Here is a 22,162-nt window from a genome sequence, read left to right on the forward strand (position 1 = left end):
TTTCATTTCTGCCAAATATTGTTGACCTTTATAAAGCAAATTGAACAACAATAGATATGACATCGGCAGAGGCAAAATTAAAGGAACGCGTAAAAGAACTAACCTGTTTATATGAGGTAACTTCTATTATCGTGAATGCAGATTATGATCAAATTGATGCATCTTTAGAAGCCATTGTTTATTGCTTAAAACGGGCATGGCAATTTGAGCAAGTAACCGAAGTTTTTCTAAAAGTTGGTGAATACACTGTACAAACAGACGACTTTAAGCCAAATATGGTCTGCTTATCTTCAAAAATAAAAGTCTTTAATAAGTTAGAGGGCGAGGTAAAGGTTGGCTATCCTTCAGAAAAATATAGTATTGATGACTTTTTAATAGAGGAACAAACGTTGTTGAACAACGTTGCATTAGATGTTGGCAATCTTATAGAACGTAAACAAATTCGTGACAGTGAAGCTCTTACAAGACGAAAAATGGAGCGAACCGATCGTTTGCACATATTAGGTGAGATTACAGCCGGTATAGCTCACGAATTAAATACCCCATTGGCCAATATACTTGGCTTTGCCGAACTTCTTACCGATAAAATGACGGATAAGCAGTCTGTAAGAGATCTTGAAAAAATTATGGACAGTGCCATTTTTAGTAGAGAAATCGTTAAAAAACTTATGTTCTTTGCTTGCGAAATGCCGCAGGAAATGAAAAGGGTTCAATTAATTCCTATTGTAACAAGCGTTATAAAATTACTAGCACCATCATTACGTGATAAAAAAATTAAACTAGTAACAACTTATGAAAATGTAGACTTGGTTTTACAGGCAGATACAGTACAATTGACCCAAGTATTGTTCAACCTAATTATGAACGCCATTTATTATTCCCCAGAAAATGGTATTATTTCAGTAAAGGTCCTAGACACAAAAAATCATATTCTTTTAAAAATTGCCGATCAAGGAGAAGGTATACCAAAAGAATTGGAAGATAAGGTTTTTGAACCCTTTTTCACTACCAAACCTATTGGTGAAGGTACTGGTTTAGGCCTTAGTGTAGTTCATGGTATTATTACGAGCCATAAAGGTACCATAGAGCATGAACAGAATACGCCTAAAGGAACTATTTTTACGGTCAACTTTCCTAAATTGTAATTATGGATTTGCGCAAAGAGAACATACTCATAGTAGATGATGATATAGATATTCTAGAGCTTTTGCAAAGGCATTTACAAGCTATGGGATACCATACTTATAAGGCTGTGTCAGTTAAAGAGGCCTTGTTTATCTTAAAGGATACTTTTATAGATCTTATTATTACTGATATTCAAATGCCAGAAATTGATGGATTACAATTACTGAAGTTTGCAAATGAACATTACCCGGAGATTCCTAAATTAGTGGTAACCGGCTACCCTTCTGTAGAAGACTCCTTAGAAGTCATAAAATCTGGTGCTACAGACTATTTGACCAAACCTTTTACCAAATCCGAACTTAAAGAAGCTATAGAGAAAGCCTTTGAACAAAATGCCCATAGAAAAAACAGCAAAGTTGCCACGGCCTCCCCTAACCTATATTCAGATATGGTAGGAGAATCAGTCGCTTTTAAAAAAGTGACGAATATTATAGAAAGGGTCAAAGACAACAAAGCTACCATTATAATTACCGGTGAAAGTGGAACAGGAAAAGAACTGGTTGCAAGGGCCATACATTATTCTGGTAAATTCTCAAGAGAACCTTTCATTGCAGTAAACTGTGGGGCTATTCCAGAAAACTTACAAGAAGCAGAACTGTTTGGATACATAAAAGGTGCCTTTACCGGTGCAAATGAAAATAGAAACGGATTTTTTCAAGCGGCCAAGGGCGGTACACTCTTTTTAGACGAAATAGGCACTGCTTCACTGGCAGTACAGACCAAGTTATTACGTGCCTTACAGGAAAAGGAAATTACACGGGTAGGATCTCAAAAAGTTGAAAAAGTAGATATAAGGATTATTGCCGCTACGAATGCTAATTTAAAAGATGAAATAAAAAACGGCTCATTTAGAGAAGACCTTTACTATAGGTTAACCGTTGTAGAAATCAACGTGCCACCACTTAGGGAAAGAAAATCCGATATTTCTATTTTAGCCGATAAGTTTATACGAAAATATGGCATAGAGTTTAAGGACCGCCTTCTGCGTATTGCCCCTGAAGCGCTTCAAATTCTTGAAAGATATAATTGGCCCGGCAATATTAGGGAGCTTGAAAATATTATTCAACGTGCCGTAATAATGTCCGATGGTATTATTAAAGTAAAAGATTTGCCAGAAGCCTTAAAATATCAAATTGATTTTCCTGATAATGGGTTACGTCCACTTTATGAAATGGAAAAAGAATACATACAACGTGTATTGGTTCATACGAAAGGAAACAAAACCAAAGCCGCCCAAATTCTTCAGATCGATCGTAAAACTTTACGCGAAAAACTAAAATAAAACATCTCAGAGCATGCCCATGAGGCATTCAAAAGGAAACAAACTTTTAAATTCGAGGCAAGCCTCAGCGTATTATACCCTTTGGCGGCGCCAATAAAATCGGGGAAATTCTACCCAATCGGGTAAATACTCCCCACTTCAGGTTTTATCAAAAATTATTTTTAAAATTATAAATTATTGATTACCAATAATTTACATTACATATTTTCAAATAATCACTTTAAGGGCATACCCTTTGCATTTTCTATTGCGAACAATAAAGCTACTACCACTTGTTTGGTAATACGTAGTACAATTAAAAATGCAGTAGATGAAATACGGTAGTCTAGTTTTGGAAGAGAGCGAATTCATCGCTATTAAAAATCATCTAGAGAATAATCTTTCTATAGAAGATTATGCGCATAAAAACGCGTTAGAACTTCTAGCTCAAAATATGGCCATAGCCATGGTTTTGAATACTGCAGATATCCCTTTTGACATAGTAACTATTAATTCAACCATAAAAGTTACTGGAGCATCGGGCGTACATCAAACTTTTACCATAGTACCACCTGAGCAAAGCAATGCTAAACAGCACAAAGTTTCAGTAATCAGCAGTTTAGGTGCATCGGTAATAGGTCGCGCCGTCGGTGATAGAATTTCATTTGGGCTACCAGGTGAAATGATGTCCCTGGTCATAGAAAAAGTTATCCAACCAAACCAAGCCAACAAAATCACTCCTAAAGTTTCAACCATTTAAAAACAAATATTAATTAATTCTAAAATTATTCAGTTATGATAAAATATGCAATTGCCCTGTTATTTTCAGTAAGTATGTTAACCGCTCAAGACAACACTTCTACACAACCAGAGGTTCGTGTTGGTGATGTTTTTGAAATAGGAAAACCCGAATCGCACAAGTACAAACACATAGATTTTCCAAGAGAAAATTTTATAATCAAACGTGGTGGTATTGCCAATTATAGGCAGGCCCATGGCGAGAAAGTTGTAGTTACCTCAGTTAAGGAAAAAAAGGATGGTACTACACAAATTAAAATTAAAAGAAATGATGGTGGTCGTTTTTTTGGTAGTCATACAGTAGTAACTGCAGACTACAAAGACGCTATCAACTCAGGCGAATTACAAGTCCTTTAATTTTTTTTTTAGTTGGTTGATGTAATCCACTTGGCTTCTATAAATAGGTTGGCTGATTTATTAAGAAAACACCAAGTGGATTCCTATTAACGTAAAATGTACAATCATAATATAAACTCTATAAAACTTATGTTCTCAAAATTAAAAACACAGCAAAGAATGCATGCCATCTTTATTTTAGGCATCACTTTTTTGTTGGTTTTGGGTTCAAATAGATTGTACCAAAGACATTTTACTACGTTGCAAACAACGGTAAATACTGTGTATGAAGATAGGGTTAAGGTTCAAGATTTTATTTATCAGCTAAATAACATTTTCCATGAAAAAGAACTAAGACTTACAGCTCATGATTTTATTTTAAACCAAGAAGAAAATAAAAAAGTAGAAAATCTATTGAATGAAGTGGCACTTACAGAACTGACCGCTACCGAATATAATACCTTAAATACCCTGACCGACAAATTTAAAAAGCTAAGAATATTGGAAGATAAAGAGCTACAATCCAATAACGGTATTCAAAGCAGCATAAGGTCAACCTCATTAAAAACTCTTTCCGAAATAGATGATAATTTAAATATACTAGCAAAAATACAATTAGAAGAAAGCAAACAACTCACTCAACTTTCCAATAAAACTTTAGACAACAATATTCTAATGTCCAAACTGGCATTTGCCCTATTAGTACTTATTGGCATTACCCTTTTGGCGTTAATTTTTTATCCTTTTAAACCTCAGACGGTTTTAGAATAACAAACAACAGTAAGAACACTTTAATACATCATAATATGAGCTCGATGAAAAATTATATGCGCAGCATATGCTCCACTTGTACACACCATTCTTATTGTTCGATCACAAAAGATAAATATAACATTCATTCGTGCAGTGAATATGTTCATTTTATGGATTTCACCAACAAACCCATTACCGTGATATCCAATGAAATGTCTAGCAGTGAATTAAATAATGAATTAGTATTAAACTACATATAATGATAGCAAAAGTAGCTCCAAAAAAAGCACCCAAACAAGGTATGCTAGAGAATGTAATGCGACAGTTTGATAATGCCGCAGACATTATTGACCTTAATAAGAACATTAGAAAAATTCTTGAGGTTACCAACAATGAGTTTGTTGTTCATTTTCCTGTACGAATGGACAATGGTGAAGTTGAGATCTTTACCGGTTACCGAGTGCAACATAACAACTCTCTTGGCCCATACAAAGGTGGGCTACGTTACCACCCAACAGTAGATATAGATGCTGCCAAGGCTTTAGCAATGTGGATGACCTGGAAAACTTCTTTAGCAGGTTTGCCTTATGGTGGAGCCAAAGGAGGAATACAGTTAGACCCCACGAAATATACAGATTCCGAATTGGAACGTATTACCAGAAGATTCACCTATGCCTTAGGCGACAATATTGGACCTGAGTTAGATATTCCTGCTCCAGACGTGAATACCAATTCGCAAACCATGGCATGGATACTTGATACCTACATGTCTACAAAATCACCGGCGGAACGCTCCACCAATATGCATGTAGTTACCGGTAAACCAATTGGTGCAGGCGGTTCTAAAGGAAGGGATAGAGCTACGGGCTACGGTGTTTTTCTAACTATAAAATTCTGGGCAAAAAATAACAACATTGCCCTAAAGGACAAAAAATTCATTGTTCAAGGTTTTGGTAACGTAGGGTACTGGGCTGCGTATTTCTTAGAAAAAGAAGGCGCTATCTTAACTGCCGTACAAGACGCATATGGCTGTATTACCAATGAAGAAGGTATAAACGTAGACCAATTGCTGGCCTATAGCCAAGGTAACAAGGGAAGTATTTTAGGTTTCTCTAAAGCAAGAACCATTGATAGCGCAGACTTTTTCTCGTTAGATTGTGATATATGTATTCCTGCCGCATTGGGCAACCAGATAACGGCAAAGAACGCCAATAAGATTAAAGCGTATTTAATTGCTGAAGGTGCAAATGGACCGACCGATGTAGACGCCGAAAACATACTACTAAAAAAAGGGATTGAAATTATACCTGATATACTTTGCAATTCTGGCGGTGTAATAGGTAGTTATTTTGAGTGGCTACAGAACCGTAATGGCGAAATATGGTCGTTAGACGAGGTTATGGAGAAATTAGAAAAGAAAATGTCAGCCTCTTTTACCACGGTTGTCGAGACCTCTAAAAAGCGAAATGTGGATATGCGTACCGCCGCATTCATCATTGCTATTGAAAGATTGGAAGAAGCTTATGTACAACGAGGTATTTTTCCTTGATATACATAGTTGATCAACGAACAATAAAAAATTTTAATACGTATTACTGCCACAACGAGCGTGGTCGAAATTATTTGAAATAAGCTAGCCAATGTTCTCGGCTGCGCTTAGAATGGCAATGGACAAGCTATTAAAATTAAATGTACAACCATAAAACACAGCATATGAAGTACGGAAATCTGGTTATAGAAAAAAAAGAATTTGTAGTACTTAAAAGATTAATGAACCTATCTGGGTATTACAAAGATGACACCTTGCGTAAATCTGTTAAAAAGCTGGCATCAGAACTAGAAACTGCTATTATTTTAGACGCTAACGATATGCATGAAGATGTAATACGGCTAAATACCATGGTCACCATAGTTTCTGATAGCGGTTGGAACAAAAAGTTTAAACTGGTAATGCCTACGGACAGCGATATTAAACACAATAAAATCTCAATTCTTACACCAATGGGTGCAGCAGTTATGGGATATAGTGAAGGTGATACCGTTCAATGGGAATTTCCAGTCGGGGAACAAAAACTTACTATTGAAAAAGTGGAGCAAGAAAACGAACATATTAACCTGAATATGGCATTATGACTACAACAAACCATTTTATGTTGATAGACAAAATTTAAACATTATGATTGCCTAAGACAAGTATACTAATCATGTATTGAATTTAATAAAAAAATATTAACAATAACTAAAACGTACAGTATGGAAAGTAGTATATTAATACCCACAGATTTCTCAAAAAATTCATGGAATGCCATGCTTTACGCCATAAAGCTGTTTGAAGATAGAAAGTGTAGCTTTTACATATTGCATGCCTATGCCAAAGAAACATATGGTCTTGATAGTTTAAGCCTTCTTGATCCAGATGAAGCGTTCAATAAAACATCAGAAAACAATTCTAAAAAAGGTTTAAGAGAAACCATTGCCAGATTACATAGCTTAAACAAAAATACCAAGCATAGTTTCTATGCCGTATCTGAGTCTATGTCACTTTTAAGTGCAGTCAAAAACCTGAACAAGAAGATACAATTTGATTTACTTGTATTGGGAGCTAAAGGCTCGGCAAACAAAAACGAAGCAGCATATGGTCAACATACCTTGGAAATTTTAAAGAACGTAAAGGAAAATCCAATATTAATTGTTCCCGGCAATGTAGATTTCAATCAACCCAAAGAAATTGTATTGACCACTAATTTTAATACGAACATTAAAAAATCTGAAATTGAATATTTGGTTACTATTGCCAAACTAAGCAACGCAAGCATACAAGTACTTAGTTTAGAACAGCCGAGCAACCTAAGTTTTGGTCAAAAGAGGAACAAAGTAAAATTACGTAATCAGCTAAAAGACGTAGCCCATAGCTTTAACACCTTGCGCAATGTTAAAATGGCTATTGCATTAAATTGTTTTGTTGCTATAAGGCATTCAAATATGATCAGTTATGTAGACAAAAAACCGTCATTTTGGGAAAGATTTAGTTTTGGGAGACTATCATTGAACAACCTGGGCTATTATGCAGAAGTACCCGTACTGGCCATACATAGTAAATAATAAAATTACCTTAACAGTTTAACTTGTTGCTTTCACAAATAGTACCTTTGTAAGGTTGAAAGAACATGATAAATGAACGACGATTTTCATAAAATACTCTTTAATTATCTTACAGAAGCTGGACTAAGCACTACTACCGCATCATATCTGAATTTAGCCATATTATTAATTGTTGCATTAGTGTTGGCTTGGTTTTTGGATCTTTTGATCTGGAAAGTTCTACGTTCAGTTTCATTAAGGCTAGCAAGAAAATCAAAAACCAATTTCGATAATTTTTTGGTAGCCAATAGGGTGCCCAGATACTTGGCTCATATTGTTCCGTTAAGCATATTAATAGAATTTGTACCCTTTGCCTTTATTGGTTTTGACTATGCCGCAGAAATTGTATTAAAGTTTTTACATGTACTTTTTGTAGTGCTTGCATTGTATGTAGTTAAAAGTGTTTTTACCAGTATTAATGATTATTTAAAGACCAAGCCAAGGTTTAGAGATAAGCCTATGGGCAGTTACATACAGGTATTTATGATTTTTGCCTGGATCGTAGGCATCTTCACTATTTTCGCCATTATCACCGAAATTCAAGTTTGGAAGTTCTTTACCGCACTGGGTGCCGGCTCAGCCGTTATTCTACTTATTTTTAAAGATTCCATACTGGGGTTGGTCGCCAGTATACAAGTAAGTATCAATGATATGGTGCGTATTGGCGACTGGATCAGTTTTGATAAGTTTGGTGCAGATGGCGATGTTATAGAAATATCATTGGCGACGGTAAAGGTTCAGAATTTTGATAAAACAATTACGACCATTCCTACCTATGCCTTGATATCAGATTCTTTCAAGAACTGGCGTGGTATGCAAGATTCTGGCGGAAGACGAATTAAGCGCGCATTGATCATAAGTCAAAAAAGTATACGTTTTCTTTCTGAAACAGATCTGGAGGAATTTGAAAAAATACAATTAATAGCGCCATACCTTAAAACCAGAAACAAGCAGATCAATTCTTACAACACCTCTAACAACATCAATAAAGACCTTGCCATTAACGGTAGAAATTTGACCAATATAGGAGTGTTCAGGAAATATGTGAACGATTATTTAGAAACCCACTCTGCCATAAATAAGGGAATGACCTTAATGGTTCGTCAATTACCACCTACGCCACAAGGCATACCCATAGAAATATATGCATTTAGCTCAGATAAACGTTGGGAAAACTATGAGTATGTTATGGCAGATATCTTTGACCATTTACTGGCCGCACTACCCTATTTTCATTTACAGGTTTATGAAATTCCCGTTTCTATTTCTGCCGTTGAAAATTAATTTTCGCTGATCCATAGCTTCGTACTTTTATCTCATCTATGCTATTGATTTTCAAAGATTATAGTATCTTTCTTACCAGATTAATTATTGAAATCTCGGTGTTATTAATTAGATTAAAAGCAACAAAAAATAAACTTAGGATGGTTGTAACTTATCAATCGTTCTTTTTTTTTCTAAAACTTCTCAAAACAAATAATAGCTAGCAATGAATCCGAAAATATTTGAACCACAACAGAATTTAAAGGAATGGGTTCAATGTTACTGGACATTAGAAAGTGCTATTGAAGACACACCTGTAAAAAATACTATAATACCCGATGGTACAATGAAACTAATTTTTCATTACGGAGATACCTATAGACATCACCCAAATTCAAAAGAAAGTTTCATATTACCTAAATGTTTCTTAATTGGGCAATTAACACAACCGTATATTGTAGAACCACTAGGTGTTACCGGTACTTTTGTAGTTAGATTTCAGCCAAACGGATTTTTCCCTTTTGCAGACATCAATATTAAAGAAATACAAAATACTGCAGTGCCGTTAAATGTATTGTTTGACAAGGAAGGCGAAATACTTGGAAACCAAATTCTAGAAGCCCACTCTACTGCAGAACGAATAGCGCTAATAGAAACCTTTTTACTTGACCGATTAATAGATAAAAAAAATATTGACCATATTGTAAAATCTACTATTGAGACCATTTTAGAGGCCAATGGACAATTTTCTGTGAATGAACTTTCAAAACAAAATAACATTCATAGAAGACAGTTGGTCAGAAAATTTTCATCTACCATTGGGTTGAGTCCCAAACAACTTTCCAAAACTATTAGAATTCAGAATACTTTAAAAAAATTATTAACTGAAGAAGTTACGAGTCTTACCGATTTGGCTTATGAAAACGAATATTTTGACCAAGCACATTTCATTAAAGATTTTAAAGAATTTACAGGGCTTACCCCTAAAGAGTTTTATGGGGATGATTTAAAAATGTCCATGATTTTTGACAACAAAAAGTAAGCTTGTCCCATTTTTACAATTTTATATTTTAAAGTAAAGGCATTTTTGTTGTGCAATAAAGCAACAAAATATAAAAGAAATTAAAATGACAAACGTAAATCCTGTAAACTGGTTTGATATCCATGTTTCAAACTTACAAAGTGCCAAAGAGTTCTATGAAACAGTTTTTAATATTAAACTTATTGATTTTCCTATTGAATTTGGCAAGCAATCTGGTTTTCCATTTGACCCAAAAGGTTTAAATATTACTGGGGCATTGGTAGAAAAAGAAGATTTTATAGCAAGCAGTAACAATACTGTTGTCTATTTTGAATCTAAAGACTGTACTACTGAAGAGAATTTAGTAGCACAAGCAGGCGGAAAAATTATAAGACCAAAAATGTCTATTGGCGAATTTGGTTTTGTATCCATTTTAATGGATAGAGATGGTAATACTATAGGGTTGCACTCCATGAAATAACATAGAGGGCATAAAGACAAACTTTTGAAAATTAGAATAGCAGTTTCTACAATCTGCTATTCTATTAAACTTTCCTTTTTTCAAATGAATGTAAATCTCCTAAACAACCTATTCTAAGGCCGTTTAGATAGAGCATCTACACCCATAATGATCTAACAGAAAAGAAATTTACATAAAACACACTCATAAAAAACTAGACAGGTATCTAAAACCCAATGATTACACTTACTTCATAAGGTGAAAATTCATATTATTACTATTTAACAATAACAGAAAAGAGATAGTTTTTCTCGTATTATCTAAACCTGTTTTTTGCTTTGAACAATCTCATTTTTTTTTATAAGATGTGCAGCTAATTGTCAAAATTTTGCTTTTCGCTAATCAATTATACTAAAAAAGATAAATGCGATTTAAAATATCAAAACAAACTTAAGATCAACTCAACCATTTAACGCAAAATGAAAAGAAGAAAGTTTTTTGAAAAATCTGTGAAAGCAACTCTAGGCGCAAGTGTTATACCATTAACCGGATATTCAAACGACCCAGAAAAAGCAAATAGTACAGACCTAACATCAGAAAAGCCTTTTGGTAATACGGACCCCAATCAATGGCACCAAATGGGTACCGGCAAAAAGCCAAGACCGGACAGACGAAAAACAGAAACCTATGACGTTGCAGTTATTGGTGGCGGAGCTGCAGGCATGTGTGCCGCCATAGCAGCTGCAAGAAATGGTTCTAAAGTAGTTTTAATTCAAGACCGCCCTGTATTAGGCGGTAACTCTTCAAGCGAAATCCGTGTTCACCTCAACGGGGTAAATCACTTAAGAAACGGTTTGCCTGAACGAGAAACCGGTATCATTGAAGAAATACTATTACACAATCGCTTTCATAACCCACAAGACTCCTACCCTGTTTGGGACCATATTTTGTATGACTTTATCACCAAGGAAGAAAACCTTGATCTAAAACTGAATACCACGGCAATTAGAGCCATAATATCAGACGACGGAAAAATTGAAGCCGCTTATTGTTGGCAATTGACCACTGAAACTGAATTTACCATAGAGGCATCTATCTTTATAGATTGCTCAGGTGATGGCTTATTGGGTGCTACCGCTGGCGCACTATACAGAACCGGTAGGGAAGCTTCTTCTGAATTTAATGAGAAATATGCGCCCAAAGAGGCAGATGGTTGGCAAATGGGCTCTACCGTGCTTTTAGGTTCAAAAGACATGGGTAGACCTATGCCTTTTGAACCGCCACATTTCACCCTTAAATATGACGCGGAAAAATCTCATAAAGGAAGACAGTTAAAACCTTTTGAATTAGGTTTTTGGTGGGTAGAGTTAGGTAGTGATGAAGATATTATTGGTGAATTCGAAGATAATAAACATAAACTTTTAGGATATGCCTACGGCGTTTGGGACTATATGAAAAACTCAGGTAAATTTCCTGAAACAGAAAACTATGCTTTAGATTGGGTTTCTTCATTACCCGGCAAAAGAGAAAGCCGCAGATTTATTGGCGATTATATTCTTAGCGAACCAGATTTATTAAAGAACAAACAATTTGAAGATGCAGTGGCATTTGGCGGTTGGTCCTTAGATGAACACAACCCTGGCGGAATTGAGAACCTTAACGAACCGCCCAGTTATTTTCACGAAGATTTTGAAGAGCCGTACCAAATACCATTTCGTTCCCTGTATTCTAAAAATGTACCTAATCTTTTATTTGCAGGTAGAAATATAAGTCAGACACATATAGCCTTATCATCTTCCCGTATAATGGCTACATGTGCGCTTGAAGGGCAAGCAGTAGGTACGGCGGCAGCCTTGTGTGTAAAAAAGAAAGTATTACCACGTAAATTGGGAAAAACGTATATTGAAGAATTGCAAGAACAATTAATTAGGGACGATGCATTTATTCCAAACAAACCTGCAAATGACAGCACAGATCTGGTTAAACGAGCAGCATTGATATTTGGCTCTAGTACATCTTCTGGCGATGCAAAATTATTGAACGATGGTTGGTCAAGAGATTACAATGACAATCCACATCATTGGCAATCTGACGGACTGCCTGCGCATGTTCAAATTGAATGGGATGACCGTATAAATATCTCTCAGCTTGAATTAAAATGTGATACCAATGTAAAACGAAACTTGATGCTACGCAGAGATAGTTTAGAAAATGATGTGTATACCACAAAAGTTCCTAAAGAACTATTACGATCCTTGGATATAGAAGCTCGCATGGATGGCAATTGGGTTAAAATAGGCAGTATAGATAAAAACAAAACCCGTTTAATCAAATTTAATTTTGAAACCATAGAAACCACTGCCGTCCGTATTAATTTAAAAAGTACCTATGGCGCAGATCATGCCAAATTATTTGAAGTAAGATGTTATAGTTAACTTGGATATAACATATGAAGCACATCATCTATTTCGCCTTATCTTTTTGCCTTTTTCCATGGGTCAGCTTTATTTCTACAGATGAAATAAAGCATACATTACATGTTATACATAAAGGCATCAGTTTAACCGAACCGGTAGCCTGCACATTGGTGGAAATAACTAATGAAAAGGCATTACCTCATGAGTTTTACATGGATGTAGAATCTGTAGTATGTGGCGATAATCAATGTAAGATAGATGTGGTTCGCATTTATTGGGATGAATTAGGACATTTTAACAAGCTTGTGTTACCTGATGACGTTTCATTGGAAAAATCCGAAGGAAAAAGCTTTACCAATGCCGATTATAAAAAACTACATGAAATATTAAAGAATGAAAACTCTGCCCTAAAAAATGTATATAAAGATGAAATTGTAGGTACGGTGGGCAGTGAGGGCGTAGATGCAATGTCTGGTGAGACTATTTTACTAGAAAAATCGACTTATGTAAAAGGAGCGGTCTGGACCTGCTACTCCCTATGGCATTGGGCACACGGAGATGTAAAGCAGCACATTAGGGATATTACCGGAAATTCATATTCAAAAAGCAAATTGCAGTCTTTCTTACAAAAAGATAATTATCAACTATTTGCAATAGAACAATTGATCAGAAAGAAAGATTTTTCTAAGAAAACGGTCAACGCCATAATAAATGCCATTAAAACAAACCCTCAGCTATTGAGAACCAGTATGCGGTATTGGAATAGTGCTCCCGGCGATATTTATCAATACGGTGCCCAACAATTATTACCTGCTGTTAACTCTACCAATCGTGTCTTATACCTAACCGATATTTTGCAAACTGAACAAAAATTAAACACTGCTTTTATCAATGCAACAAACCCTTTGATTGCCAAATTCAGCTATCAAGAAATTGATATATTCTTGAACATACTAAAAGAAAAAAATCTAACTACACCCAATACCATTGCTCAGTTAACAGCACTTTTGAGAGCAGATGATTTTTTAATTTCCCGTAGGGTGTATTACTTTTTAAAGACACAAGAATTGTCCGCAGATGATAAATTAAAAATTGAAGACTTTTATCAACAATGGAAGCATAAACTTTAAAAAAGTAATTTTAAAGGTCTGTTTAGAACAAACTAAAACACTAAATAATAACAAGTTACATTTAACTTAATATTTTCATTTAATAAATAACGTCGTTTTATATTTATAGCAAACCAGACCATTGCCTAAATATATATTCATCTTAATTGCTATTTCTCTAACTTCTTTCTACGGATATGGACAAGATAACACTGTAATTTTAAAAGGAACGGTGTCCAATGCCAAAAACGATGTATCTAATGTACTTATCGTTAATTTAAACACCCAACAATCAACCATTACCGACACTTTTGGTCTTTTCAGCATTGAAGTTAGATTAAAAGATTCACTGCGTATTTCTGCCGTACAATATCTTCCCAAAGAAATTATCATCAATGAATCTTACCTAAATAGCAGTTTTGTAACTATTCACCTAATTGAAAATATAATAGACCTTAAAGAAGTTACGGTTACACCCTATAATTTAACGGGCGAATTGGATCGTGATATAGATAGACTTGACGTAAAGCCCACAATAACATCATACACTTTAGGATTACAAAATGCGGATGTCACCAAAATGACCCAAAGCGAAAGGCTGTTACAAGAAGCTGATAGAGGAAAATATGTTAGTCTACAAACAATGGATGAATATGGAAAATTAAACGAGATATTGAGTTACGTAGGTATAACTGTAAAGATCAACACCCATAAAATCATGAACAGGGTTTCTGGTAGAACCAAGTCTTTGGAAGAAATGGTGGAACGTGATGAAAAAAAGCAATTTGAAAAGGAAATCATTGATAAATTTTCAAAACAGATCATGAGTGTAAATTTTAAGATCCCGGTAAGCAATATTGAAGGCTTTCTCACCTATTGCCTTTCGCAACCTGATTTTATAGAGTTAAAAAACGCAGGTAACACCATTGAAATATGGGAATATTTAAAGGGTAAAAGCATTGATTATAAAACAACAGAAGAATTCGAAAATTAGAATCTGCCATAAAAAACAATGAATTTTCTGCTAGAAAAATGCTATAGTAATCTTAAATATCAATCTATATTTCTAAAAATACCGATAACTTTAAACAAGCTAAAATAACCAACACATTAAAAATGAATATTAATCTTTTTAAAATTATCTTACCTTTTCTAGTTTTATTATCAGTTTATAGTTGTGGAGAAAATAAACCAAAAAACAAAACCGATGAAAGCACAACCGTTTTAGCGGCGAAAGCATATACGGGCACCGCAAGCATTACCCAGGGTATTGCCACTACCCTGCTAGAAGATATTTACGAATGTGATCGTGGTAGAAAAACAGATGTTGGTGAAATTACTTCTATAGATGGAAAAAAATGGACCGTGCCAGCAGAAACCAACTACACTAATGAAAATTTTCCGTTTGCCGTAGATCTATACAACGCGTGCGAAGGAAAAAATTATAATACTGCTCAAGAAGCTATGTCTCATTACAATGATTTGGATATTGTTGAAATAGATAATGATGGGGAAGTTTTTACCGCATATATCTTTGCCGACAATTATTTTGAAATGTATGTCAATGGTAAACCCGTAGGCAAGGATAAAGTTCCGTTCACGCAATTCAATTCAAGCGTTATTAAATTTAAAGTACATAGACCATTTACCGTTGCCATGAAATTGGTAGATTGGGAAGAGCACCTTGGTATTGGTTGTGAAGAAAATAGGGGAAAATCCTTTCATGCAGGTGATGGCGGTATGGTGGCTGTCATTAAAAATAAAAAAGAAGAAACAATTGCCATTACGAACAAAGACTGGAAAGCACAAACATTTTATACGGCTCCTATCATAGATTTAAATTGTACTTCTGAAGATGGTGCATATAGATATTCTAAAAACTGTAATACCAATGGCGGAAATGACGGCAGCAAATTTTACGCCTTACATTGGCAAATACCAGAAGGATGGATGCATACCAATTTCGATGACTCTGATTGGCAAGATGCATCAACATACACAAATGAGACCATTGGTGTGGACAATAAACCTTCGTATACTAATTTCACCACGCTATTTGATGACCCCAATATGGATGCCCAATTTATTTGGACTACCAATGTCATTTTAGATAATGAAGTTCTTGTTAGACACACCATAGAATAAACATTTTAGTACTTAAAATAACCAATATCTTGCAGTTCAATATCTCATTGAGCAAAAATTATACTATGCGAAAAGAACTTAATATCCATGAATGGTCTAGAAAAGAACACTTTAATTTTTTTTCAAAATTCAGTGAACCGTTCTATGGCATTACCGCTAAAATAGATTGTTCAACTGCCTACAAAAAATCAAAAGAAAACGGATACTCCTTTTTCATGTATTATTTGCATAAGTCATTAAAAGCCGCAAATAGTATTACGGCATTTAAATACCGTATTGAGGGAGATAAGGTTTATGAATACGATGTAATAAATGCATCGCCCACTATTAACAGATCAAATGGAACTTTTGGGTTTTCCTACGTTGATTATCATGAAGATTTTAATACTTTTTGCGAACTGGCAGCACCTAGAATTGAAGAAGTAAAAAACTCCAAAAGTTTAATGCCAGCTTTATCGGGAGAAAATGTAATTCATTTTTCATCATTACCTTGGATAGATTTCACATCACTTTCCCATGCCAGGCATTATGATTTTCCGGACAGCTGCCCAAAAATTAGTTTTGGTAAAATGACTACAATAGATGGCATGCAAAAAATGCCCGTATCGGTTCATGTTCATCATGGTTTGGCAGATGGTCTACATGTTGGTCAATTCTTTGAAAAACTACAGGAACTTATGGATTTTGATAATTATTATTAAACCTATTTTCTAAATACACTGTTTATAAACTTGAAGTCAATTTCATCATATTGACACTTAAAGAATACAACCATCGTAACTGTTCCCAAATCAGTTGTTCTTCTTGGTGGTTTCTTTTGTATTTATGTGAATCGTCTGCACTTAAATTCACCTCTTCAGATTGAAATTTGGGCAGTTGTTTCTCAAACGATATTACCTCATCTAAATTTATAACTTGTTTATCCGCAGCATCAATAGATAACATTTTCAATACCGATTCTAAGTTCTCATCGATCTTAGTAATAATATTGTTTAAACGTTCAGAAGCCTCTGTAGTTGTATGGTGCTGTATATAAATACTCCATGATGCCAAAGAGGATAAGAAATTATGGTTTAGCTCTACCAATTGATAAATTTCATTTAAGTTCTTCTGCTTGGAATGCGGTTCTTGCGTCATTCTTTGAAAAGCAGAACTAAGATTGGAAGTCTCTAAAAATGCATTTTTGCGTGCCAATCTATAACTTGTAGGTACATTGCCTTTATGAATATAAAAATTTGCAATCTCAGAGAGATATGTCCTATTCGCCTCCACACTTTTGACAACATCTTTACGTATCTCTTGAAAACTCCAACTAGGCCATAAAAACAAAAAACCTAGGTACGAGAGCACAGCCCCCAAAAGGGTATCTAAAATACGGTATTGTATTACGGTCATTACGTCCGGTTGAAGAATACCGTAAATAAAAACAATACTGAGTGTTACGTATATTGCCGATGCCTTATAATTCTTTTGAAGCATAGATAAGGCTATTACAAAAGAGATGAGCGCCAAAATCGCATATACATAAACATCTTGTACCAAAAACACAATGACAGTGGCTATGAGTCCGCCAATGATTGTTCCTACAGTTCTATCTTTGGAGCGTGCTTTGGTTAAACCGTAATTAGGTCTCATTATTAAAATAATGGTCAATAAGATCCAATACGCATTCTGAAAAGAAAATAGGTTACCCAAAACAAAACCGATCATTAAGGTAATTGCCATGCGCAACGAATGCCTAAAAATGGTAGATCTAAAGCTTAGGTTACGCAACAAAATACGCGGACTATAATCTTGGGAAATTAAAAAGTGTTTTAATATTTCTTTATCTATAAACTCTTCAGACGCAACATCATGATCACTTAATAACCACTTGATTCTTTTAATTTTATCGAACTGTTTTTCTTGGTACTCCAGAAAATTCTGAAACATGATAAAAGCTTCATAGGCCTGTGCATCTTTTATGTCCCCTAATTCTTGAATCTTGTTATCCAAGTCATTAAACAGAGTTTTCAGCTTATTGTGCTTGGGAATTCTTGTTGGCTTATTTCCAATAACAGCAATCATCTGTAACTGTTCCGCCATTTCTGAAATAATATGTTGAAACAGTTTTGCAAACTCAGGATAACCTTGAAATTGCTCATCCATTTTTAGATAATTAACAGGGTTTGCACCAGCATTTTCCAACATTTCTATCAATTGAGCCAAAACCAAAACCCGTTTTCCGTTATATACCGATATACCAGAATTCTTACGTGAAAGAATAAGTATTTCACGTAACGTGTTGTGCTGTTCAGTTAATTCGCTCTGTAGTAAAAAAAGACTTTTTTTGAGTTTTTTCCTATTGGCTTTTTTACCTATTAATTTACCTCTCTTTTTTAATAGCTTACCGGTATTCCCAATGGTTTCATATAAAACTTCCTCGGTCTGCCCTTTTGGGTTTATCTTATACCATAAAAGGGACAGGGCCAAATACCACATACCTCCAAGACCTACCAATAAAGAGAATTCATAAATTTTTAACTGGTCTGGTGTATGCGCAAAACTGATGACCAATGCCAAAAGACCGGAAAAACTAATAAGAGAAGCCCTAAATCCGTAGGCGGAAATCATGGAAATTGCAAAGCTGACCACACCTAAGATTATCACTGACAACCATGGAGAATAATGCAAATAACCCCCTATAAAACTAACGACCATTACCAAAGCGGCAGAAAATAATATGCCATATACCTTGTGTTTTAAACTACCATGAACATCACTTGGGTTACACCAAAAAGCACCAAAACAAATAGCCACACCTATTTCTGAATACCCCGTAGAAATACCTATGGCCAGTGGTGTAATTACGGCAATTACAGTCAATACCGACTTGGTAAAATGAGTGCTACCCAAAAATTGGAATAGCTTTTTAAATGTATCTAAAATAAAAACTTGAATCTTGCTCAACACCTATTAAATCAAGTACAAAGATAGACTATGAAAAGAAGTTTCTTTCAAAAACACCTTTAAGAAATACACATTTGGACATTGGTAATCATATTAAATATCATCACAACGATTAAGCTCATTATACAATCATGTAAGTATTATATTACTAATATTTTGAATTATCGCTTTCTAATGTAATCTTCATCTGCTATATTTAGTACTTTTAATTGACTTTGATGCTTATATAAACTTTGGAGAAAAAAACCAACACCCTCTTAATATTAGCTTTAATCGTAGGGCTAGCTTTTCATGGTTCTGCCATTTTTTTTACTCTAGAGTCTACCTACGATGCATTGATCCACCTATTTTTTGCTGACCATTATGCCAATAGCTGGTTTGATCCTTGGGAGTATAGGTGGTATACCGGTTTTACAGTACAATCTTACCCACCGTTAGTTCATCAATTAATTGGAATTCTCTCATACATTGGCGGACTCAAATTTGGCATGTATGCTGTGGCACTCATAGCCATTGTGCTCTTTATTACCGGTGCCTATAGGTATACCCTTCTTATGACAGGGAGCAGAAGAATTGCCGGCTACGGTGCCGTAATGGCCGTATTTTCATCAACATTTGTAGAAACTTTGCACATTTTTGGGCAACTTCCAAGCGTTTCTGCATTGTCGATATTATTACATGCAATGACCGAAATTTACCTTTGGATAAAAACGGGTAAAACAAGATATTTTATAACCTCGGCCACCATGCTTGCGGTTACGGTAACCTCACATCATGTTACCCCTTTGTTCGGCATGGTATTCTTTATAGCTCCATTAATGGGTATGGCTGTTATGGATGCTGCAAGAGAAAAAGTAAACTCTTATAAAGCGCTTACCTTTAAAGTTTTTTGGGGAACCACTTTACAGCATTTTTGGCGTATAGCCAAGTTTGGCGGTACCGCAATTTTTTTACTGGTTTTCTGTATTTTCCCTTATTGGTACAACTCTAAAAGAAACCCCATTACCCAAGTTGCCATACCACATGGATCTAGGGATAATTTCTTAGAGGTAACCTCATCTGGACTGGTATTTTTTATTATTCCTTGGGGTGTATTTCTATTTATACTCCCTTATTTCTTTTACAGATATTTTAGTAAAAGATATGTATTCTTCGGATTGTCATTTGCCCTTTTGACTATTCTGGGAACCGGCGGTACTACGCCTATTCCGTTAATGATGTTAGGTGAAACTGCATTTAATATTCTTACCCTAGATAGATTTACATTATGGGCTACTATTATGGCATTGCCCATATTTGCAGAATTTGCCTACCGTATGGTAGAAGGTGACCTTAAGGTACTTATACAATCTAAATTTGGTGGTGTATACCATAGGGTCTTAGGTGGTCTCATTGCAGGCGGAATGCTATTCATGGTGCTCTTTACCATGACCTTGGGGTATTTTAGACCTTCGCAACCCGCTAAAATTAAAATGTTGCCCATTGTCAACTTTTTGGGTGCAGATTCGCATGACTCATGGCGATATCTACCACTGGGCTTTGGTGATCAAATGGCATGGTTATCTGCCCAGAGCGGAGCCATGACGGTAGATGGCAACTACCATTCCGCAAGGCGATTGCCCGAATTGACTACAAGGGCCATTGAAAGAATTGAGAACTCTAAATTTAGAGGTGTAGAAGGTATAGGTTCTTTACAACAGTTTTTGACCGTACCCGAGAAATACAACTTAAAGTATATATTCTCCAATGATAAGTTCTATGACCCCATACTCTATTATTGCGGTTGGCAGCGCTTACAACAATTAGAAAATGGAATCATGGTTTGGGAAAAACTTAATGTTGCACCCATACCCCAAATTATGCCCAAACAAGATGTACCTACCATTATGAAGATCATGTGGGGCGTAATACCGTTAACCACCGTGCTCATTGCTATATTTGTAAATATCCAAATGATATGGGTTAGACTTTTAAAATCCAGAAAGACACCGGTACATTCTTTCATGAAATTAGAATTGCCGTACAACAGATTTCCTCCTAAATTATTAACCTTTTCTCATTGGTGGGCATTGCTGATACTTATCTGCTTAGGATATGGTATGTATATATTCTACGTGAAAAATGTTGCTCAGTTGTCACCCACTAACGTAGTAGAATCCTATTATGATGCATTGGACTTTAAAGAATTCTCTACGGCACACTCTTATATTGACCCAGAAGACCATATTGATATAGCCCAGTATATGCTAGAAGTTTCAGTTACCGATGGTATACTAAGTTCTTATGCAAAACTGGATTCCTTAGGCATTGAAATTTACGATGAGACAGAAAATAGTGCAAAGGCCAAAGTAGCTACAAGATGGATTACCCCTTTGGAAAATGTTTTCAATAATGATTATCATGAATTGGTAAAACGTAAGAACAAATGGTACATTAAATCTGTTAAGGTGGATAATGATATTCCGCCAGACCAATTATTTACAGCTAACGGCACAACCTATTACAACCATGGTAGACGAAAGATTACCACACAAGAAACCTACCATGAAGATGTTCTAAAACAACCCGTATTAGAAATTTTATCTGCCAAATTGGTAAAATACAAGGGGCAATACAGTGTAATTGGAGAGCTACAAAATGTAGATAATACACCCGCAGATGTAGTAATAAAAGCAACATTATACAATGATAATGATAAAGAACTGGCTAATTATAACGCCAAACATCAAATTAAGCATAAGCTAATGCCCAAAGAAACTACTACCTTTAAAATAAACTTTGAGGGTATAGCATGGTCGTCTACAAAAGACACCTTACCCCCTACTTTTGATCCAGACCAATTTACGCCGGTCAGTTTTGAAGAACAACCGACCAAGTTTAATTTACAGTCTGCTGGTAATACCGCAAATACCGATTTATATAAACACGTTGCATTACAAGATCTAAAATATACGGATCAGGGTTTTGAGGGTGTTTTGTTCAACTCCGGTGTACAAGAAGTTACCATACCACAATTGATCATTTCTTATTATGATGAAAATAGCGAGTTACTTTGGGTAGATCATAAATTTATAACAGAAGGGGTACGTATTCAACGTAAACAATTCTTTAATTACAAACCCTTGGCATTAGATAGTTTAGAAGTTATAAGTAGCAGTTTGGAAAATTGTTTTGTCAATGGGTTGCCCAATAAAGCTATTGCAGATAAAATTTTTCCGGACAGAAAATTGATTCATGGCAAACAGCAGAGCCAACCTTTTAATGGCAAAGGTTATGACTATGTGAAATTTGAGATTAACAGTTATATAGGTAATCCAAAATAGT

The 22,162-nt window shown here is 35.1% G+C and carries 18 protein-coding genes; 17 read left to right on the forward strand and 1 reads right to left on the reverse strand.

All coding sequences use genetic code 11. The annotated features are described in order from the left end of the window. Positions 1 to 56: 56 nt before the first annotated feature. The 16 genes from CSC80_RS00140 to CSC80_RS00220 all read left to right on the forward strand — a co-directional run bounded on the left by CSC80_RS00140 (position 57) and on the right by CSC80_RS00220 (position 16,590). Positions 57 to 1,145: a HAMP domain-containing sensor histidine kinase gene (locus tag CSC80_RS00140; protein ID WP_099188922.1), complete on the forward strand. Its 1,089-nt coding sequence runs from the start codon at positions 57 to 59 to the stop codon at positions 1,143 to 1,145. 2 nt (positions 1,146 to 1,147) lie between these two features. Then, the gene (locus CSC80_RS00145) at positions 1,148 to 2,467 is read left to right on the forward strand and encodes a sigma-54 dependent transcriptional regulator (protein ID WP_099188924.1); all 1,320 of its coding nucleotides are present in this window, start codon (positions 1,148 to 1,150) and stop codon (positions 2,465 to 2,467) included. A gap of 310 nt (positions 2,468 to 2,777) precedes the next feature. After that, on the forward strand, positions 2,778 to 3,206 hold the full coding sequence (locus CSC80_RS00150; protein WP_099188926.1) for a GreA/GreB family elongation factor: 429 nt from the start codon (positions 2,778 to 2,780) through the stop codon (positions 3,204 to 3,206). A gap of 35 nt (positions 3,207 to 3,241) precedes the next feature. Beyond that, positions 3,242 to 3,601 (forward strand): hypothetical protein, encoded by a 360-nt coding sequence (locus CSC80_RS00155; protein WP_058103413.1) that lies wholly within the window; start codon positions 3,242 to 3,244, stop codon positions 3,599 to 3,601. Positions 3,602 to 3,730: 129 nt separating this feature from the next. Beyond that, the gene (locus tag CSC80_RS00160; protein WP_143751702.1) at positions 3,731 to 4,351 is read left to right on the forward strand and encodes a hypothetical protein; all 621 of its coding nucleotides are present in this window, start codon (positions 3,731 to 3,733) and stop codon (positions 4,349 to 4,351) included. Between the two features lie 241 nt (positions 4,352 to 4,592). After that, the gene (locus tag CSC80_RS00170) at positions 4,593 to 5,882 is read left to right on the forward strand and encodes a Glu/Leu/Phe/Val dehydrogenase (RefSeq protein ID WP_091605625.1); all 1,290 of its coding nucleotides are present in this window, start codon (positions 4,593 to 4,595) and stop codon (positions 5,880 to 5,882) included. Between the two features lie 164 nt (positions 5,883 to 6,046). Beyond that, positions 6,047 to 6,466: a GreA/GreB family elongation factor gene (locus CSC80_RS00175; RefSeq protein WP_099191344.1), complete on the forward strand. Its 420-nt coding sequence runs from the start codon at positions 6,047 to 6,049 to the stop codon at positions 6,464 to 6,466. Positions 6,467 to 6,586: 120 nt separating this feature from the next. Next, positions 6,587 to 7,435 carry a universal stress protein gene (locus CSC80_RS00180; RefSeq protein ID WP_071341698.1) on the forward strand — a complete coding sequence of 283 codons (849 nt, stop codon included), beginning with the start codon at positions 6,587 to 6,589 and terminating at the stop codon, positions 7,433 to 7,435. A 72-nt stretch (positions 7,436 to 7,507) separates the two neighbouring features. Further along, positions 7,508 to 8,758: a mechanosensitive ion channel domain-containing protein gene (locus CSC80_RS00185; protein WP_099188930.1), complete on the forward strand. Its 1,251-nt coding sequence runs from the start codon at positions 7,508 to 7,510 to the stop codon at positions 8,756 to 8,758. Positions 8,759 to 8,963: 205 nt separating this feature from the next. Continuing rightward, entirely contained in the window at positions 8,964 to 9,779 is an 816-nt protein-coding gene (locus tag CSC80_RS00190; protein WP_099188932.1) for a helix-turn-helix transcriptional regulator, read from the forward strand. Between the two features lie 85 nt (positions 9,780 to 9,864). Then, positions 9,865 to 10,239, forward strand: a complete 375-nt coding sequence (locus tag CSC80_RS00195; RefSeq protein WP_099188934.1) for a lactoylglutathione lyase — start codon at positions 9,865 to 9,867, stop codon at positions 10,237 to 10,239. Positions 10,240 to 10,697: 458 nt separating this feature from the next. Then, positions 10,698 to 12,653: an FAD-dependent oxidoreductase gene (locus CSC80_RS00200; RefSeq protein WP_099188936.1), complete on the forward strand. Its 1,956-nt coding sequence runs from the start codon at positions 10,698 to 10,700 to the stop codon at positions 12,651 to 12,653. A gap of 14 nt (positions 12,654 to 12,667) precedes the next feature. Further along, positions 12,668 to 13,765 carry a hypothetical protein gene (locus tag CSC80_RS00205; RefSeq protein ID WP_099188938.1) on the forward strand — a complete coding sequence of 366 codons (1,098 nt, stop codon included), beginning with the start codon at positions 12,668 to 12,670 and terminating at the stop codon, positions 13,763 to 13,765. A gap of 121 nt (positions 13,766 to 13,886) precedes the next feature. Beyond that, a complete protein-coding gene (locus tag CSC80_RS00210) occupies positions 13,887 to 14,738 on the forward strand; it encodes a hypothetical protein (RefSeq protein WP_099188940.1) in 852 nt (283 codons plus the stop codon). Between the two features lie 122 nt (positions 14,739 to 14,860). Beyond that, the gene (locus CSC80_RS00215) at positions 14,861 to 15,889 is read left to right on the forward strand and encodes a hypothetical protein (RefSeq protein WP_180268560.1); all 1,029 of its coding nucleotides are present in this window, start codon (positions 14,861 to 14,863) and stop codon (positions 15,887 to 15,889) included. Between the two features lie 65 nt (positions 15,890 to 15,954). Further along, a complete protein-coding gene (locus CSC80_RS00220) occupies positions 15,955 to 16,590 on the forward strand; it encodes a chloramphenicol acetyltransferase (protein WP_099188942.1) in 636 nt (211 codons plus the stop codon). A 22-nt stretch (positions 16,591 to 16,612) separates the two neighbouring features. Here the strand turns inward: CSC80_RS00220 and CSC80_RS00225 are convergent, their stop codons facing one another. Beyond that, entirely contained in the window at positions 16,613 to 18,784 is a 2,172-nt protein-coding gene (locus tag CSC80_RS00225) for an FUSC family membrane protein (RefSeq protein WP_236973288.1), read from the reverse strand. Between the two features lie 287 nt (positions 18,785 to 19,071). Here CSC80_RS00225 and CSC80_RS00230 point away from each other — a divergent pair, with 287 nt between their 5' ends. Next, complete coding sequence (locus tag CSC80_RS00230) at positions 19,072 to 22,161, forward strand: hypothetical protein (protein ID WP_099188946.1); 3,090 nt, start codon at positions 19,072 to 19,074, stop codon at positions 22,159 to 22,161. The last annotated feature ends 1 nt before the right edge of the window (position 22,162 follow it).

It is taken from the genome of Maribacter sp. 6B07, from assembly GCF_002700155.1.
In the GTDB taxonomy this organism is placed as follows: Bacteria; Bacteroidota; Bacteroidia; order Flavobacteriales; family Flavobacteriaceae; genus Maribacter; species Maribacter dokdonensis.

Coding starts and splice junctions, on each gene's coding strand:
- CSC80_RS00140 (WP_099188922.1), top strand. CDS start 57: ATGACATCGGCAGAGGCAAAATTAAAGGAACGCGTAAAAGAACTAACC.
- CSC80_RS00145 (WP_099188924.1), top strand. CDS start 1,148: ATGGATTTGCGCAAAGAGAACATACTCATAGTAGATGATGATATAGAT.
- CSC80_RS00150 (WP_099188926.1), top strand. CDS start 2,778: ATGAAATACGGTAGTCTAGTTTTGGAAGAGAGCGAATTCATCGCTATT.
- CSC80_RS00155 (WP_058103413.1), top strand. CDS start 3,242: ATGATAAAATATGCAATTGCCCTGTTATTTTCAGTAAGTATGTTAACC.
- CSC80_RS00160 (WP_143751702.1), top strand. CDS start 3,731: ATGTTCTCAAAATTAAAAACACAGCAAAGAATGCATGCCATCTTTATT.
- CSC80_RS00170 (WP_091605625.1), top strand. CDS start 4,593: ATGATAGCAAAAGTAGCTCCAAAAAAAGCACCCAAACAAGGTATGCTA.
- CSC80_RS00175 (WP_099191344.1), top strand. CDS start 6,047: ATGAAGTACGGAAATCTGGTTATAGAAAAAAAAGAATTTGTAGTACTT.
- CSC80_RS00180 (WP_071341698.1), top strand. CDS start 6,587: ATGGAAAGTAGTATATTAATACCCACAGATTTCTCAAAAAATTCATGG.
- CSC80_RS00185 (WP_099188930.1), top strand. CDS start 7,508: ATGAACGACGATTTTCATAAAATACTCTTTAATTATCTTACAGAAGCT.
- CSC80_RS00190 (WP_099188932.1), top strand. CDS start 8,964: ATGAATCCGAAAATATTTGAACCACAACAGAATTTAAAGGAATGGGTT.
- CSC80_RS00195 (WP_099188934.1), top strand. CDS start 9,865: ATGACAAACGTAAATCCTGTAAACTGGTTTGATATCCATGTTTCAAAC.
- CSC80_RS00200 (WP_099188936.1), top strand. CDS start 10,698: ATGAAAAGAAGAAAGTTTTTTGAAAAATCTGTGAAAGCAACTCTAGGC.
- CSC80_RS00205 (WP_099188938.1), top strand. CDS start 12,668: ATGAAGCACATCATCTATTTCGCCTTATCTTTTTGCCTTTTTCCATGG.
- CSC80_RS00215 (WP_180268560.1), top strand. CDS start 14,861: ATGAATATTAATCTTTTTAAAATTATCTTACCTTTTCTAGTTTTATTA.
- CSC80_RS00220 (WP_099188942.1), top strand. CDS start 15,955: ATGCGAAAAGAACTTAATATCCATGAATGGTCTAGAAAAGAACACTTT.